General features: G+C 63.6%; 16 protein-coding genes. 2 read left to right on the top strand and 14 right to left on the bottom strand.

Going from position 1 to position 13,830, the window contains the following annotated elements; all coding sequences use genetic code 11:
* Positions 1-118: 118 nt before the first annotated feature.
* From pheT to infC, 8 genes are all read right to left on the bottom strand, one after another.
* On the bottom strand, positions 119-2,662 hold the full coding sequence (pheT, locus tag ANI01nite_RS09295) for a phenylalanine--tRNA ligase subunit beta (RefSeq protein WP_141357558.1): 2,544 nt from the start codon (positions 2,660-2,662) through the stop codon (positions 119-121).
* 3 nt (positions 2,663-2,665) lie between these two features.
* Positions 2,666-3,745 (bottom strand): phenylalanine--tRNA ligase subunit alpha, encoded by a 1,080-nt coding sequence (pheS, locus tag ANI01nite_RS09290; protein ID WP_128469891.1) that lies wholly within the window; start codon positions 3,743-3,745, stop codon positions 2,666-2,668.
* 142 nt (positions 3,746-3,887) lie between these two features.
* On the bottom strand, positions 3,888-4,529 hold the full coding sequence (locus tag ANI01nite_RS09285) for an LppM family (lipo)protein (RefSeq protein WP_141357556.1): 642 nt from the start codon (positions 4,527-4,529) through the stop codon (positions 3,888-3,890).
* 74 nt (positions 4,530-4,603) lie between these two features.
* Positions 4,604-5,044 carry a (deoxy)nucleoside triphosphate pyrophosphohydrolase gene (locus tag ANI01nite_RS09280; protein WP_073706803.1) on the bottom strand — a complete coding sequence of 147 codons (441 nt, stop codon included), beginning with the start codon at positions 5,042-5,044 and terminating at the stop codon, positions 4,604-4,606.
* A 25-nt stretch (positions 5,045-5,069) separates the two neighbouring features.
* On the bottom strand, positions 5,070-5,948 hold the full coding sequence (locus ANI01nite_RS09275; RefSeq protein ID WP_121866479.1) for a TrmH family RNA methyltransferase: 879 nt from the start codon (positions 5,946-5,948) through the stop codon (positions 5,070-5,072).
* Between the two features lie 111 nt (positions 5,949-6,059).
* Positions 6,060-6,707 (bottom strand): 50S ribosomal protein L20, sunset domain variant, encoded by a 648-nt coding sequence (gene rplT / locus ANI01nite_RS09270; RefSeq protein ID WP_038993693.1) that lies wholly within the window; start codon positions 6,705-6,707, stop codon positions 6,060-6,062.
* A gap of 104 nt (positions 6,708-6,811) precedes the next feature.
* Positions 6,812-7,006 (bottom strand): 50S ribosomal protein L35, encoded by a 195-nt coding sequence (gene rpmI, locus ANI01nite_RS09265; RefSeq protein ID WP_013348480.1) that lies wholly within the window; start codon positions 7,004-7,006, stop codon positions 6,812-6,814.
* A gap of 165 nt (positions 7,007-7,171) precedes the next feature.
* Positions 7,172-7,822 carry a translation initiation factor IF-3 gene (gene infC, locus ANI01nite_RS09260; RefSeq protein ID WP_038993694.1) on the bottom strand — a complete coding sequence of 217 codons (651 nt, stop codon included), beginning with the start codon at positions 7,820-7,822 and terminating at the stop codon, positions 7,172-7,174.
* Positions 7,823-8,151: 329 nt separating this feature from the next.
* Here infC and ANI01nite_RS09255 point away from each other — a divergent pair, with 329 nt between their 5' ends.
* Positions 8,152-8,517: a DUF1844 domain-containing protein gene (locus ANI01nite_RS09255; protein WP_038993696.1), complete on the top strand. Its 366-nt coding sequence runs from the start codon at positions 8,152-8,154 to the stop codon at positions 8,515-8,517.
* 96 nt (positions 8,518-8,613) lie between these two features.
* Complete coding sequence (locus tag ANI01nite_RS09250; RefSeq protein WP_141357554.1) at positions 8,614-9,165, top strand: GNAT family N-acetyltransferase; 552 nt, start codon at positions 8,614-8,616, stop codon at positions 9,163-9,165.
* Here the strand turns inward: ANI01nite_RS09250 and ANI01nite_RS09245 are convergent.
* The 6 genes from ANI01nite_RS09245 to hisB form a co-directional block, all read right to left on the bottom strand.
* Positions 9,162-10,499 (bottom strand): MFS transporter, encoded by a 1,338-nt coding sequence (locus ANI01nite_RS09245; protein ID WP_141357552.1) that lies wholly within the window; start codon positions 10,497-10,499, stop codon positions 9,162-9,164. The two genes, ANI01nite_RS09250 and ANI01nite_RS09245, sit on opposite strands and share 4 nt — an antisense overlap.
* A gap of 41 nt (positions 10,500-10,540) precedes the next feature.
* The gene (locus ANI01nite_RS09240; protein ID WP_128469885.1) at positions 10,541-11,422 is read right to left on the bottom strand and encodes an SseB family protein; all 882 of its coding nucleotides are present in this window, start codon (positions 11,420-11,422) and stop codon (positions 10,541-10,543) included.
* Positions 11,423-11,642: 220 nt separating this feature from the next.
* A complete protein-coding gene (priA, locus tag ANI01nite_RS09235; protein ID WP_038993701.1) occupies positions 11,643-12,380 on the bottom strand; it encodes a bifunctional 1-(5-phosphoribosyl)-5-((5-phosphoribosylamino)methylideneamino)imidazole-4-carboxamide isomerase/phosphoribosylanthranilate isomerase PriA in 738 nt (245 codons plus the stop codon).
* A gap of 29 nt (positions 12,381-12,409) precedes the next feature.
* The gene (locus ANI01nite_RS16690; protein ID WP_162989234.1) at positions 12,410-12,559 is read right to left on the bottom strand and encodes a CG2302 family histidine operon protein; all 150 of its coding nucleotides are present in this window, start codon (positions 12,557-12,559) and stop codon (positions 12,410-12,412) included.
* Between the two features lie 2 nt (positions 12,560-12,561).
* Positions 12,562-13,197 (bottom strand): imidazole glycerol phosphate synthase subunit HisH, encoded by a 636-nt coding sequence (gene hisH, locus ANI01nite_RS09230; protein ID WP_038993703.1) that lies wholly within the window; start codon positions 13,195-13,197, stop codon positions 12,562-12,564.
* Positions 13,198-13,818 carry an imidazoleglycerol-phosphate dehydratase HisB gene (gene hisB, locus ANI01nite_RS09225; protein WP_013348471.1) on the bottom strand — a complete coding sequence of 207 codons (621 nt, stop codon included), beginning with the start codon at positions 13,816-13,818 and terminating at the stop codon, positions 13,198-13,200. It lies immediately after the preceding gene.
* Positions 13,819-13,830 lie beyond the last annotated feature (12 nt).

The raw sequence follows: 13,830 nt of genomic DNA, 5'->3' as shown, positions 1-13,830 counted from the left end.
CATCCCAGATCAAGTGTAGACCTCAAACATGCAGTCCCTGTGCACGGCCAGAACGCGAAATGCCCTGCTGCTATCCCGATTCCCGAGATAGCAGCAGGGCATGCGGCACATTCAGGGCCTAGCGCTGGGAAGCACCGAACTTCTCGGTAGCCACTGCCACCGCGGCGGCGCGGGCCTCGGACGCCTCATCGGCGGTCAAGGTGCGGTCGGCGGCACGGAAACGCAGGCCGAAGGCCAGAGACTTCTTGCCGTCTTCGATGCCCTGGCCCTGGTACACGTCGAACAGCGCGATGTCTTCGAGCAGTTCACCGGCACCTTCACGCACCGCGTCGCGCACATCGCCGGCCACGACGTCCTGGTCGACAACCAGTGCCACGTCCTGGGTAGCCAGCGGCTGTGTGGACAGGTGCTGCTGGGCGACCACCACGGCAGGTGCAGCGGCCATCATGGCAGCGGCGTCCAGTTCCATGGCCACGGTGCGAGCTGGCAGGTCCGCATCCTTCAGCAGCGCCGGGTGCAGTTCGCCGGCGTAGCCAACGATCTCGCCAGCAACCTTCAGCGCCGCGACGCGGCCCGGGTGGAAGGCCTGGTGGCTGCCCTGGGCAACCTCCAGCTCAACGCCGAGGATATTCGCCGCGCAGTAGGCGGCATCCAGTGCGTCGGCCCAGTCCCAAGCACGCGGTGCGAAGCCGGCAGCAGGCGTTGCCTCGCGGCCGGTGAGCACTGCGGCCAGGTGCCATGGCTGGTTCGGGACGCCGTTGAACAGCTCGGCCAGGACCTCATCGCTTGGCTTGGCGCCCAGCGGAGGCAGCACCGAGGAGCCCAGCTGCTCACCTGGCAGGAAGACGAGTCCGCCCTCGTACAGCGCCAGATCGCGGAAGCCGCGGCCGATGTTGCGGCGGGCGGTTTCCAGCAGTCCTGGCAGCAGCGAGGTGCGCAGGAAGCGGAATTCCTTGGAGATCGGGTTGGCCAGCGAAATGGACTTCACCTCGGTTCCCGCCTGCGCGGCACCGAAGGTGCTGTTCTGCGCTTCGGACACGAACGGGTAGTTCAAGACCTCGGTCAGCCCTGCATCCGCCAATCCCTGCAGCAGGCGGCGGCGCTGGGACTGGGTGCGGGTCAGGCCGCGGCCCGGAGGTGCCACCGGCAGGGTCGCCGGGATCTGGTCGTAGCCGACGACGCGGGCTACTTCCTCGACCAGGTCTTCCTTGATGGCCAAATCCGGGCGCCAGCTTGGCGCGGTGACGGCGAAGCCCTCGGAGTTCTGCTCGACGCTTGCGCCGATGCCTTCCAGCGCAGTGATGGTCTGCTCGTCGGTGTAGTCCACCCCGACCAGTGCGCCAGCGAATCCTGCCGGCAGCTGGATCGTGGTGTCGGCAGGAATCTGGCCCGCATCGGTGACCTTGGCGGTTTCGGTGCCGCCGGCCAGCTCCACCAGCAGGTCCACGGCGCGCTGGGCGGCGATCTGCATGATGCGTGGGTCCACTCCGCGTTCGAAGCGCTTGGAAGCTTCGGACGGCAGCTTGTGGCGGCGGCGCGAACGGCCGATGGACACGGCATCGAAGTGGGCGGCTTCGATCAGCACGCGGCTGGTCGAATGCGAGACCTCGGTGGCCGCGCCGCCCATGACGCCGGCAATGCCAATGGCGCCGGACTCGTCGGTGATCAGCAGGTCCTCGACGGACAGCTCGCGTTCCTTGTCGTCCAGGGTGGTGAGCTTCTCCCCTGCGGCGGCACGGCGCACGGTGATGGCGCCCGTCAGCTTGTCAGCGTCGTAGAAGTGCAGCGGCGCGCCGAGTTCAAGCATCACGTAGTTGGAAATGTCGACAACCAGCGAGATCGAGCGCATGCCGGCCAGCTGCAGGCGCGATGCCATCCAGCGCGGGGTCGGACGGCTCGGGTCGATGCCGTTGACCTCGCGGGTCACGAAGCGGGTGCAGCCAGGCACGCCGTAGATCGGCGCCTCATCGGCCAGCACGACCTCATGGCCGGCTTCTGCCGCGTCGGAGACGACCACTTTCGAAGCCGGATCGGTGAAGGAGGTGCCGGTGGCCAGCGCGTACTCGCGGGCTACGCCGCGGATCGAGAAGCAGTAGCCGCGGTCCGGGGTCACGTTGATCTCCGCCGCCTGGTCATCCAGGCCGAACAGCTCCATGACGTCGGTGCCCAGCTGAGGGTCCAGGCCCAGGCGGGAGAGCACGATGATGCCGTCGTGGTCATCGCCGATGCCCAGCTCGCGGCTGGAGGCGATCATGCCGGCCGAGGTGTGGCCGTAGGTCTTGCGCGGGGAGATCTTGAAGTCCCCGGGCAGCACGGCACCGGGCAGGGTGACAACAACCTTGTCGCCTTCCACGAAGTTGTGCGCGCCGCACACGATGCCCTGCACGCCGGACGGGTCGATGCCCTTGCCGGCCAGGGTTTGCTCGGCCCCTTCGGGAACCACGCGGACCTGGCACCAGTTGATGGTCTTGCCGTTGGAGGCGACTTCCTTTTCCAGGGACAGCACCTGGCCGACCACGATGGGGCCCGAGAGCTCATCGGAAGGGCGGTGGACGTCTTCTTCCTCCAGGCCGACCTTGACCAGGTCTGCCATGACGTCTTCAGCCGAGGCGTCGGCTGGTACCTGCGCGTACTCGCGCAGCCAAGATAGTGGAATACGCATTGCTTAGATCTCCATCCCGAAGTGCTGGCTGAAACGGATGTCGCCCTCGATCATGTCGTGCATGTCGGGGACATCGTTGCGGAACATGAGCGTGCGCTCGATGCCCATGCCGAAGGCGAAGCCGGAGTACTCTTCCGGATCAATGCCTGCGGCGCGCAGCACGTTCGGGTTGATCATGCCGCAGCCGCCCCACTCGATCCAGCGCGGACCGCCCTTGGCACCCGGGTGCCAGATGTCCAGCTCGGCCGATGGCTCGGTGAAAGGGAAGTAGGCAGGGCGCAGGCGGATCTGCGCTTCGGCGCCGAACATCTGCCGGGCGAAGTGCTCCAGGGTGCCGCGCAGGTCGGCCATGGTCAGGCCCTTGTCCACGGCAAGGCCCTCGAACTGGTGGAAGACCGGGGTGTGGGTGGCGTCCAGCTCATCGGTGCGGAAGGTGCGTCCAGGGCACAGCACGTAGACCGGCACATCACGCTCGAGCATCGAGCGGACCTGCACCGGGGAGGTATGGGTGCGCAGCACCAGGTGCGCGTCGGCAGGCTCCACGAAGAAGGTGTCCTGCATTTCGCGGGCCGGGTGATCCGGCTTGAAATTCAGCGCATCGAAGTTGAACCATTCGGATTCGACTTCCGGGCCCTCGGCGATTTCCCAGCCCATGCCGACGAAGATGTCAGCGACACGGTCCTGCAGCACCGAGAGCGGGTGGCGGGCGCCGACGCGGCGGCGGCGGGCTGCCGCGGTGACGTCCACGGTTTCCTCGATGAGGATGCGGGCGGCTTCGGCTTCTTCCAGCACCACGGTGCGGGCGGCCAGCGCCTTGTTGACCCGTCCGCGGGCCCCGCCCACGAGCTTGCCGGCCACGGCCTTTTCGGACTTGTCCAGCTTGCCGATCTGCCGGTTGGCCAGCGACAGCGCCGACTTTTCGCCGGTATGGGCCAAGCGGGCTTCCTTCAGCTCGTTCAGGTCGCCAGCTGCCTCGATGGCTGCCAGGGCGGCGTCGACCGCATGCTGGATGCCTGCTTCATCGGTTGGGTGCGGAACATTTGACTCCCCGACAGGAGCTTGTTCAGTTGTCTGATCAGACATGGGATCGATCGATCCTTACTCTTATCTTGTACTTACGCGTAGAATTCTCTGCTTCCATTCTATGGCTAAGGGCCCGTGATCGTTTCACCGATGACGGGCCCTTGGCGTGAAGCTTCTTACCTTGAAGCGGGGTTGCCGCTTTCTAGTGAGCTTCCTTGGCGGCCTTGGGTGCGAATGCAGCCACGAAGACCAGGCTCAAGACCAGCAGCGCACCGCCGAACACTGCGGAGTAGAACATGGCGTGGTTGACCTTGCCGGTGGCCTCGTAGGCGGCGGCGCCCTGGATCATGTCGAAGGTGACGGTGTGGTGCTCAACGGTACCCGGGGTGTGCGAGGTGACAGCTCCCGGGAAGGTGACGTGCAGGTTAGCTTCGGTGAAGGAGGAATCCACGGCTGCCTTGTCGCCCGGCATCGAGAAGGTGTATTCCTGCCCGTCGTCGCTCAGGTTGATCTCGAAGCCGAAGAGGCTGAATGCGTCGGCCAGCTGGACGTAGGTCATCGGGCTGGTGGTCTCGAAGCGCAGGCCCACGTTCTCGCCATCATCAACGTTGCTGTAGGTCCACTTGTCCCCCAGCTGCTGTTCCATCGCTTCGATGTCGATCTGGCTGTTGAGGACTTCCTCGAAGCTGACGCCGTTGAGCGTCGACTTGTGCAGGGTCAGCTGCATGGCCCCGGCGACCTTGTCCTTGCCCAAGATGTCGACTTCTGCGTTCATGTTGACGCAGCCGGAAAGTGCTAGGACGGCGGCGAAGGCCAGAGCGATAACGCTCATAATTCGCTTCACGAAGTGTGCTCCTCAAAAAATATCGGTGATAGGCAATATGCCAGATGCTGGCGTGGTATCAAGCTTACGGGTGTTCAGCGCTGCGCCCCTGCACGTGCCTGGGCCAGGCATGCCGCAACGATCGGCGCATCGGCTGGAATCCATGGAACGATAGCGCCCAGCGAGTCATCGAGCTGGAGCCAGGCCAGCTGGTCATGCCCGTCCAGGGGTGCTGGTTCGCCCTCGGCGATCTGGGCGAACCACATGCGCATGGCGGCCTTCTCGTTCAGCTGCCAGCCTTGCGGATGCGGGCCCGGGATTGGGGCGCCAAGACGCAGCTGCACCCCGAGTTCTTCGCGCAGCTCGCGGTGCACGGCCTCGATTTCGCTCTCCCCCGGTTCGACCTTTCCGCCGGGAAATTCCCAGAGCCCGGCGAGGGCCGCTGGGCGGTTGCGGCGCGCGGCCAATAGCTTGGTGGGCTTCGCCAGGTCATCGACGATGGCCACGGCGACAATTTGCTTGAGTTCAGTGCTCATGGGTGTTCAGGATGCTCCTCTGCGCCTAGCGCTGGGCGCGGGCCGAGGCGTACAGGCAGACGGTGGATGCGGTCCCCACGTTCAGGGATTCGGCGACACCGTAGAGCGGCACTGCCACTCGGTAGTCGGCGGCATCCTTCTCGTGCTCGTCCAGGCCTTGGCCTTCGTTGCCGAACAGCCACAGGGTGGGCGCTTCGAGCACCGGCTGGCCTTCGGGCGCGGCGGTGCCCGGTTGGTGTGCACGCAGCACGGCGGCATCCTGCAGGGTATCGAGGTTGTGGGCGGCATAGCCGTCGGCTGCCAGCACTTGGCTTCCGGTGCTCTTCGCGGCGGCGACCAGGTGGTCGAATTCGATGTTGCTCAGTACCGGCAGGTGGAACAGCGAGCCGGCGGTGGAGCGCACGGCCTTCGGGTTGTAGATGTCCACGCTGCCCTTGGTCAGGATCACCGCATCAGCTCCGGCGGCATCGGCGGCGCGCAGGATGGTGCCGGCGTTGCCCGGATCCTGCACGCGGCAGAGCACGGCGATCAGCTTCGGCTTGGTGTCCAGCACCTCGCTCAGCTGCGGCTGGGACATGGCGACGACCGCGAGGATGCCCTGCGGGGTCTGGGTGTCGGCCATGGCGTGCAGCACCTCGCCGGTGACGATGCGGGTTGGCACCTTCGCCTCGTCGAGCAGCTGCGCGAATTCCTCGTGGCTTTCCAGGAAGCCGCCGACGGCGTAGACGCCTTGGACCAGGTTGTCGTCCTCCAGATGGGCCTTGAGCGCTTCGCGAACAGCCTGCGGGCCTTCGGCGAGGTATTCACCGGTGGCTTCGCGGCCCTTGATCTTGGCCAGCCGCGCGATGGCCTTGACCCGTTCAGCGCGTGGATTGGACATCACTTCTGGAGGAAAACTGCTCATGACTCGAGAATACCGGTAGATGCACGCAAAGGACGGGTCCGCGCTATGCGCGGGACCCGTCCTTCGTTGTGATCTGTCCTACCTGAGCCTCAGCTCAAAGGGAGAAGAGATTTACTTCATCTGCTGACGGGATTCTCCGCCAGCTGGTTCGAAGCCTGCAGCCTTGGCAGCTTCGATGGAGTTGAACCAGTACTCTGCTTCAGTCTGCTCGTACCAGGTCGAACCTGGAACGTGGTACTTGTTCGAGCCGGCGTTGCCCTTGATGACGAAGCCCTCAGGAGCGTCTTCGCCTTCAACAGCCTTGATTACGCCTTCACCCTCGACAGCCTTGGCAGCAGCCTTTGGAGCCTTCTCAGCCTTAGGGGCAGCAACCTCAGCAGCAGCCTTTGGTGCGTTGACGTCAGCTGGAAGAGCGTCCTTTGCAACCTTCACCAGGGTGGCGAAAGCGTTCGAGTCCGAAACAGCCAGCTCTGCGAGCATGCGGCGGTCAACCTCGATCTGGGCAGCCTTCAGGCCCTGGATCAGGCGGTTGTAGGTCATGCCGTTGGCGCGGGATGCAGCGTTGATGCGCTGGATCCACAGGCGGCGGAAGTCGCCCTTGCGCTTACGGCGGTCGTTGAAGCTGTAAACGAACGAGTGGAGCAGCTGCTCCTTGGCCTTACGGTACAGGCGCGAACGCTGACCGCGGTAACCCTTTGCGCGTTCCAGAACGACGCGACGCTTCTTGTGGGCGTTTACTGCCCGCTTCACACGTGCCACGTGTGTACTCCTTCAAGTCAGTTCCCCAGTGCCCGCAATGCCGCGGGATGGGTGAAATCTATGGGTGGTGGGGTATTGCTTCCCCGTAGTGCGAAAGGGAGAGCTTAGAGGCCCAGCATCCGCTTGATGGTCTTCACATCGGCCTTGGCGACGATCTGGTCAGAAGCCAGGCGACGGGTAACGCGCGAGGACTTGTGCTCCAGGTAGTGGCGACGGTTGGCCTGCTGGCGAGCGAGCTTACCGCTGCCGGTGAGCTTGAAGCGCTTCTTGGCGCCACTGTGAGTCTTGAACTTCGGCATAGCTGCCGTTCTCCTTACGTGCTCCACCCGGTAAGGCACCGGGTGGGGATCATCCGAAGCGGGCCCCGATAAAGGTGACCGCTGTTGTTCTCTTGTAGTTGGATCTTCCCGGAGGAAGTTCCTTCACCGTGAACGGTGACGGGCCCGAAAGCCCAACAGGCTTGGCTAGGCGTCGCCTTCAGCTGCCTGACGTGCCTGCTCCAGCTTGGCGCGGGCGTCATCATCCATGGAAGCTGCGACATTCTGGCCCTCGGTCTCAACCGGAGCGTCGGTGCGGATCTTGCGCTTGGCCGAATTGCGGCCACCCGACTTCTGCTGCTGCTCGCGGCGAGCCTCTGCCTTGTTCTTCAGCGGACCAACAACCATGACCATGTTTCGGCCATCGATGCGCGGGCTGGACTCAATGACCCCAACTTCGGCGACGTCTGCTGCAAACTTTTCAAGCAAGCGGATGCCCATTTCTGGTCGCTGCTGCTCACGACCACGGAACTGGATCATGGCCTTGACCTTGTCGCCTGCGCCCAAGAAGCGCAGTGCGTGGCCGACCTTGGTCTCGTAGTCGTGGGTGTCGATCTTCAGGCGGAAGCGGACTTCCTTCAAGACCGTGTTGGTCTGGTTCTTACGAGCTTCGCGAGCCTTGACGGCGGCTTCGTACTTGTACTTGCCGAAATCCATCAATTTGCACACTGGAGGCTTGGCGCTGGGTGCCACCTCGACCAAGTCCAGATCGGACTCGAGAGCAAGACGAAGCGCGTCCTCAATGCGGACGATGCCTACCTGCTCACCATTAGGGCCGACGAGACGTACCTCTGGCACGCGAATGCGCTCGTTAATGCGTGGATCGCTGATGTGTCACTCCTGAAATTCGTAATCCATGACCGCAAACAAAGAAGGCCTCCGTCTGCGATTGCAGGCGAAGGCCAGAAAGAACGACATAGCCGAACACGGGAAAGTTCCCGCGTAAGCGCTAGGGGATCGCATTGCTGCGATCCTGCCGAATTACCCGGAAGCCTGAAACGGCGACAGCGGGTGGGAGTTGGCCTCCACTTGCATGGCTCAATACTAGTACGAATCCCTCGTCCAGGGCTAACTGGAGAACTGCGAGAAGTACCGGCATCGAGTCGGTCTGTGACAAGCTTAGCAGTATGACTAACGAAGACACCAACTCGCACCAGCACTCCGTGGACCAGCAGGTGCGCGATATCGCTGAAGTTGCAGCAGTTGAAATCATCACCACCGCCGCTGTCCACCTGATGAGTGCAGCTGCCGTCAAGTGCGGCCTTGCAGAGGGCGAAGATGCCAATGAGCTGAAGGATCTCGATGAGGCCCGCAAGCTGATCACCGCACTGGCAGGCCTAGTCACCGCCGGTGCGCCGGAGATCGGCTCGCAGCACGCAGCGCCTTTGCGCGACGGCCTGCGCAGCCTCCAGCTCGCCTTCCGCGAAGCTTCGATCATCCCCGATGCACCAGGCAAGGGCCCGGGCGAGAAGTTCACCGGACCGGTCAACTAGGTAATATTGGCTGAATTTTAAGAGATTAACATCATGGACTCGTTTCCTTCGGGAAACGGGTCCATTGTTGTTTGGATCACCGGCTAGGTTGGAAGCATGAAGATGCTCGAACAGCCAGTGCTGGACGCCGGGGCCTACCGCCTGCGTCCCTTCCAGCCCAGCGATATCCCCACCGTGCGGCAGGCGTCCGCCGACCCGTACATTCCTCGGATCACCACTGTCCCGGCACAAGGGACCGAAGCGGACTACGCGGCATTCATCGAACGCCAGCATCGCCGGGTCGCCGAGGGCAGCGGCTACTCATTTGCCATCGCCGACGCGATGACAAATGCTGCCGCCGGGCAGATCGGCCTCTGGCTGCGCGATGCCCATCAGGGCCGGGCAAGCATCGGATATTGGATCGCCCCAGGGTTCCGGCGCCGGGGCATTGCCAAGCAGGCATTGACGGCGCTGGCGGGCTGGGGCTTGGAGCATCCGGGCATCGAACGGGTGGAGCTCTACGTGGAGCCCTGGAACGAGGGGTCGTGGCGGACCGCCGAAGCCTGCGGCTTCCAGCGCGAAGGGTTGCTGCGCAGCTGGGAACGGGTGGGCTCCGACCGCAAGGACATGTACATGTACTCGCGGCTCAGGCCAGCGCCTCGCGCCTAGGCGATCGTTTCCAGGCGACGGCGGCGGGCACGGCGCACGCGACGGCGGATCTGCTGGGCGATCAGCGCGATCACTACAACCAGCGCGGCCATCGTGCTGATGCCGATGAAGGCAGGGGCCGGACCGAGGTTGTCGACGAAGATGCCGGTGATTGGAGAGCCCAGCGCGGTACCCGCGGTCATCGCCGAACCGTACCAGCCCATGGCTTCGCCGCGGCGCTTTTCGGCCACCAGGTCGGTGAGCCATTCGGAAGCCGCCGACAGAGTTGGCGCGCAGAGGAAGCCGGGCAGGGCGGAGAACAGCGCCAATGACCAGGTATCCCACGCGAAATACATCGGTATGGTCAGCACTGCCATGCTCAGCAGCAGCACCAGCGGAGAGATGACCCGGGTCATCGACCCGTAGATCAGGCCGCCCATCAGCGAGGCGCCGCACCAGAAGAAGAACACCAGCCCAAGCTGGTGGCTTTGCGCCGACGCATCCAGTTCGGCCACGATGGCCACCTCGGTGCCGGTGAGCAGCATGCCCGCTCCGGCCGAGGCGATGAAGACCGCCAGGACCGAAGCGCTGACCCAGTTGAAACGGTTCTTGAAGTTGCGTCCGCGCTGCTTGATCCGGGCACGGGCGGATTTCATGCCGGCGGCAATCAGCTCGCCTTCGACTTCGGGCACGCCCATCGGTGCGGCGGCAATGAAGCTGGCTTCCGCGCCCAGGCGTTCTTCGTGCACGTTGGCCCGCGAAGCAATCGCCTTGGGGTCGTCGCTGCGTGTTGGCGGATTCAGTATCATCAGCGCCAAACCGGCCACCGTCGAGGTTACGCCAATTACGCTCAAGCCGATGACGCTGCTGACCTGGGTGGCGACAATGCCGGCACTGGCCGGGCCGACGATGAACACCAGTTCGGTGGCGGTTGCGTCCAGGGCGAAGGCGGTACGGCGCTGCTCACCGGTGGTCATGATGCCCAGGGCGGTACGCACCACGGAGAAGACCGGCAGTGCGAAGAGCCCGCCGATGAAGGCCAAGGGGTAGACCCAAACCAGCGGAACATGGGGCACCGTGCACCAGACGAGGGTTTCGACGATCACCGAGGGGATCATCGCGCGGCGCAGTCCCCAGACATCCACGCGGGCTCCGCGCCAGGGGGCGCCGATGGCGATGCCCAGGGTCATGACTGCCGTGACCAGGCCCGCTGAAACCCAGGATTGGTCGAGGTTGTTCACCAGATGCAGGAGCAGCAGCATGCTCAAGGCAGAGTGCGGCAGGCGGGCAATCATGCCAATCAGCAACAACAGTGAGATCTGCGGCTGGCGCAGGATCTGCCAATAGCTTTTCATGCCCGGAAAGTTCCTTATCTGGTCAAAAGGAGCCCGCCGGTCTAGCTCGGCGCGCTGTGCAAACTGAGTTCGAGGGAATCCACTGCTTCAGCGAATTCGGTGTTCTGGGACAAACGCCCGTGGATTGCGCGAGTTGCCTCGCGTGCGTCGTTCTCGCTCGTTCCAGGAGCAAAGACGAACTGCAGGTTGAGTTCCGGTCCGGAACCTCCGCCAAGGACAACTTGCCCGTCCTTGCTGCGGGAGCCGACTCCCCTGCCCGGGGCAACCTTGACGGTCTGCAACTGGCTGAAGCCTTCGGTTGCATCCTGCACCAGGTTGGCGATCTGCTGATTCTGATAACTCGGAATCCACTCGATCTGCTTAGCCAGGTTCCAGACCCCGGGTCGTCGAAGCACGAAGGTGAAATCGCTTCCGGGATCGAGGACCAGCAGCTGGCATTCCTCGCTGACTGCCGAGAGGGCCGCCCGCGGGGCGTAGACCGCCACCGGCCGAGCTTCCTTGTGCCACGTCTGAAGCCGTTCAACTGTGGTGAAGATCGGCAGGGCCATGCGGCCATCCGGAGCCTTGATCTTCACCAGCGCCATATCGGCTTCCTTATCGGAGGCGAAGCCGTGTTCAGTCATCGCTTCTTCACCGAGCTGGGCGACCACCGCAACGAAAACGCGCGCCTGTGACAAGGATTGATGCACTTCGCCCTCCCCCGCGGTGCCGGCTCGCAAGGCTGCCAAGGCGGCAACGACATTGGCGTCGGCCTTGCCGTCGTCCTTGTCGAAGTTATGCAGGGGGTTGCCTTCGCCGCTCAGGTCGCGGCCTTCCCAATCCTGGCCGGCAGAGTCGGTTTTTGAACCTGCCTGCGCCAGCGCAGCGACAATATGTCCCGGCAGATGGCGTTTGGGTGCAGATTCAGGTTGCTCGGTGCTCATAGCTCCATGCTATCGGTGGTTTCGAGGTTGTTGGCAGGAAGTTCCAAAACTGCATTCATGAGCTTGGACACCCCGAGCGGGGCATTTCAGATTTCATCCCCTGCCAGCTGTGCGCCATCGCTGCCAGGAGAAGGTATTGCAGGAATCTGGCTTCACAAATGGAAAGGCGATTCAGAAGCAGGGAGCTTCTGAATCGCCTTTCGCGGATGGTGCTTGGTGCCTAGCGGCGGCCTGCCACATCGAGCGCTTCTTGCAAGGTGAACTGGCCTGAGTACAGCGCCTTGCCCATGATGGCGCCTTCGATGCCTTCAGGAACCAGCTCACGCAAGACGCGGAGGTCTTCGAGCGAGGAGATGCCGCCCGAGGCGACAATCGGCTTGCTGGTCTTGGCAGCGATTTCGCGCAGCAGTTCAACGTTTGGACCGCGCAGCGTGCCGTCCTTGGTCACGTCGGTGACAACATAGCGGGCGCATCCGGCGTCTTCCAAGCGAGCTAGGACGTCCCACAGGTCGCCGCCGTCCTTGGTCCAACCGTGGCCGGACAAGGTGGTTCCGCGCACGTCCATGCCCACGGCGATCTTGTCGCCGTGGCGGGCGATGGCCTGCTTCGTCCATTCCGGGTTTTCCAGTGCGGCGGTACCGAGGTTGACGCGGGTAGCGCCGAATTCCAGTGCACGTTCCAGGGAGGCGTCGTCGCGGATGCCGCCGGAGAGCTCGACCTTGATGTTCAGTTCCTTGGCAATGCGCTGGACGATCTCGACATTGCTTCCGCGGTCGAAGGCTGCGTCCAGGTCGACCAGGTGCAGCCATTCGGCCCCGGCGTTCTGCCAGGAAAGCGCAGCTTCCAGCGGGTCGCCGTATCCGGTCTCTGAACCGGCTTCGCCCTGGACCAGGCGCACTGCCTGGCCGCCGGCGATATCTACCGCAGGCAGGAGTTCGAGGATTGGTTGCTCGCTCATGATGTCCTTAGTGAAGAAGTAAAAAGTGGTTAGTAGGTCAGGGCCCAGGCTGCGATCAGGCTCATGCCTGCAAGCACCCAGAGCGCGATGATCCATGAAATATGGGCCTTCTGGTTCTTCAGCGAAATGGCCCCGCCGATCAGGAAGGCCCCGATAACACCCAAGATGAGGCTCCACATGCCTAGAGTGTCCCCAACCAGTTGCGCAGCAGCTGTGCGCCAGCGTCGCCGGACTTCTCCGGGTGGAACTGGACTGCCGAGAGCGGGCCGTTCTCGACGGCGGCCACGAATGGCGTCCCGTGCGTCGACCAGGTCACCTGCGGCGGGGTCATCGCTGGCTGGGTGACGTCGAATTCCCACTTCTGCACAGCGTAGGAGTGCACGAAGTAGAATCGCTCGTCCTCGATGCCTGCGAAAAGCTTGGATCCTTCCGGCGGGCGCACCGTGTTCCAGCCCATGTGCGGAATGACATCCGACTGGAGGCGTTCAACCTTGCCCGGCCATTCGCCGATGCCTTCGGTTTTCACCCCGTGCTCCACGCCTTCTTCAAAGAAGACCTGGTGGCCCACGCAGATCCCCAAGACGGGCAGGCCACCGGCGATGCGGCGGCCGATCCAGCGCAGGGACCCGGTTGCGGTCAACTGTTCCATGACCGAGGCGTAGGCGCCGACTCCCGGGACTACCAGTCCGTCGGCAGCCACGATCTTCTTCGGGTCTGCGGTCAGTTCCACCTCGGCGCCGGCGGCTTCCAAGGCGCGCACGGCGGATCGGACGTTGCCTGAACCGTAGTCCAGGACAACTACTGTTTTCTTCTCCACTTACAGGGCACCCTTCGTGGATGGGATCTTGTCGCCCATGCGCTCATCGCGCTCTACGGCTTCGCGCAAGGCGCGGGCGAAGGACTTGAATTGCGCTTCGACAATGTGGTGCGGGTCGCGGCCCGAGAGCACCTCGATGTGAGCGCAGATCTGTGCGTGGAAGGTGATGGCTTCGAAGACGTGGCGGGTCATCGAGCCGGTGAAGTGCCCGCCGATCAAGTGGTATTCCTGACCAGCAGGCTCGCCGGAGTGCACGAGGTATGGCCGGCCCGAGACATCGACGACTGAACGGGACAGCGCCTCGTCCAGCGGAGCGTAGGAGGTGCCGAAGCGGCGGATGCCTGCCTTGTTGCCCAGCGCCACGCGCAGCACTTCGCCGATGGTGATCGCGGTGTCCTCAACGGTGTGGTGGACATCGATGTGGGTATCGCCGGTAGCACGCACGGTGAGGTCGATGAGCGAATGCTTGGAGAGCGCAGTCAGCATGTGGTCATAGAACGGCACCGAGGTGCTGATCTCCGAGACGCCGGTTCCATCGAGATCCAATTCAACGAATACGGACGATTCGCTGGTCACGCGTTCCATGCGGGCGCGACGTGCGCCAATCAATTCGGCAGACATGTCTTCCTTCGC

It is taken from the genome of Glutamicibacter nicotianae (assembly GCF_006539525.1).
Lineage (GTDB): Bacteria > Actinomycetota > Actinomycetes > Actinomycetales > Micrococcaceae > Glutamicibacter > Glutamicibacter nicotianae.
Note: the sequence above shows the minus strand (reverse complement) of the source record. Positions and strands in the feature narration are given on the sequence as shown.

Bases quoted from the DNA above. Each gene is read 5' to 3' on its own strand.
- pheT (WP_141357558.1), bottom strand. From the start codon at position 2,662: ATGCGTATTCCACTATCTTGGCTGCGCGAGTACGCGCAGGTACCAGCC.
- pheS (WP_128469891.1), bottom strand. From the start codon at position 3,745: ATGTCTGATCAGACAACTGAACAAGCTCCTGTCGGGGAGTCAAATGTT.
- ANI01nite_RS09280 (WP_073706803.1), bottom strand. From the start codon at position 5,044: ATGAGCACTGAACTCAAGCAAATTGTCGCCGTGGCCATCGTCGATGAC.
- ANI01nite_RS09275 (WP_121866479.1), bottom strand. From the start codon at position 5,948: ATGAGCAGTTTTCCTCCAGAAGTGATGTCCAATCCACGCGCTGAACGG.
- rpmI (WP_013348480.1), bottom strand. From the start codon at position 7,006: ATGCCGAAGTTCAAGACTCACAGTGGCGCCAAGAAGCGCTTCAAGCTC.
- ANI01nite_RS09255 (WP_038993696.1), top strand. From the start codon at position 8,152: ATGACTAACGAAGACACCAACTCGCACCAGCACTCCGTGGACCAGCAG.
- ANI01nite_RS09250 (WP_141357554.1), top strand. From the start codon at position 8,614: ATGAAGATGCTCGAACAGCCAGTGCTGGACGCCGGGGCCTACCGCCTG.
- ANI01nite_RS09245 (WP_141357552.1), bottom strand. From the start codon at position 10,499: ATGAAAAGCTATTGGCAGATCCTGCGCCAGCCGCAGATCTCACTGTTG.
- ANI01nite_RS09240 (WP_128469885.1), bottom strand. From the start codon at position 11,422: ATGAGCACCGAGCAACCTGAATCTGCACCCAAACGCCATCTGCCGGGA.
- priA (WP_038993701.1), bottom strand. From the start codon at position 12,380: ATGAGCGAGCAACCAATCCTCGAACTCCTGCCTGCGGTAGATATCGCC.
- ANI01nite_RS16690 (WP_162989234.1), bottom strand. From the start codon at position 12,559: ATGTGGAGCCTCATCTTGGGTGTTATCGGGGCCTTCCTGATCGGCGGG.
- hisB (WP_013348471.1), bottom strand. From the start codon at position 13,818: ATGTCTGCCGAATTGATTGGCGCACGTCGCGCCCGCATGGAACGCGTG.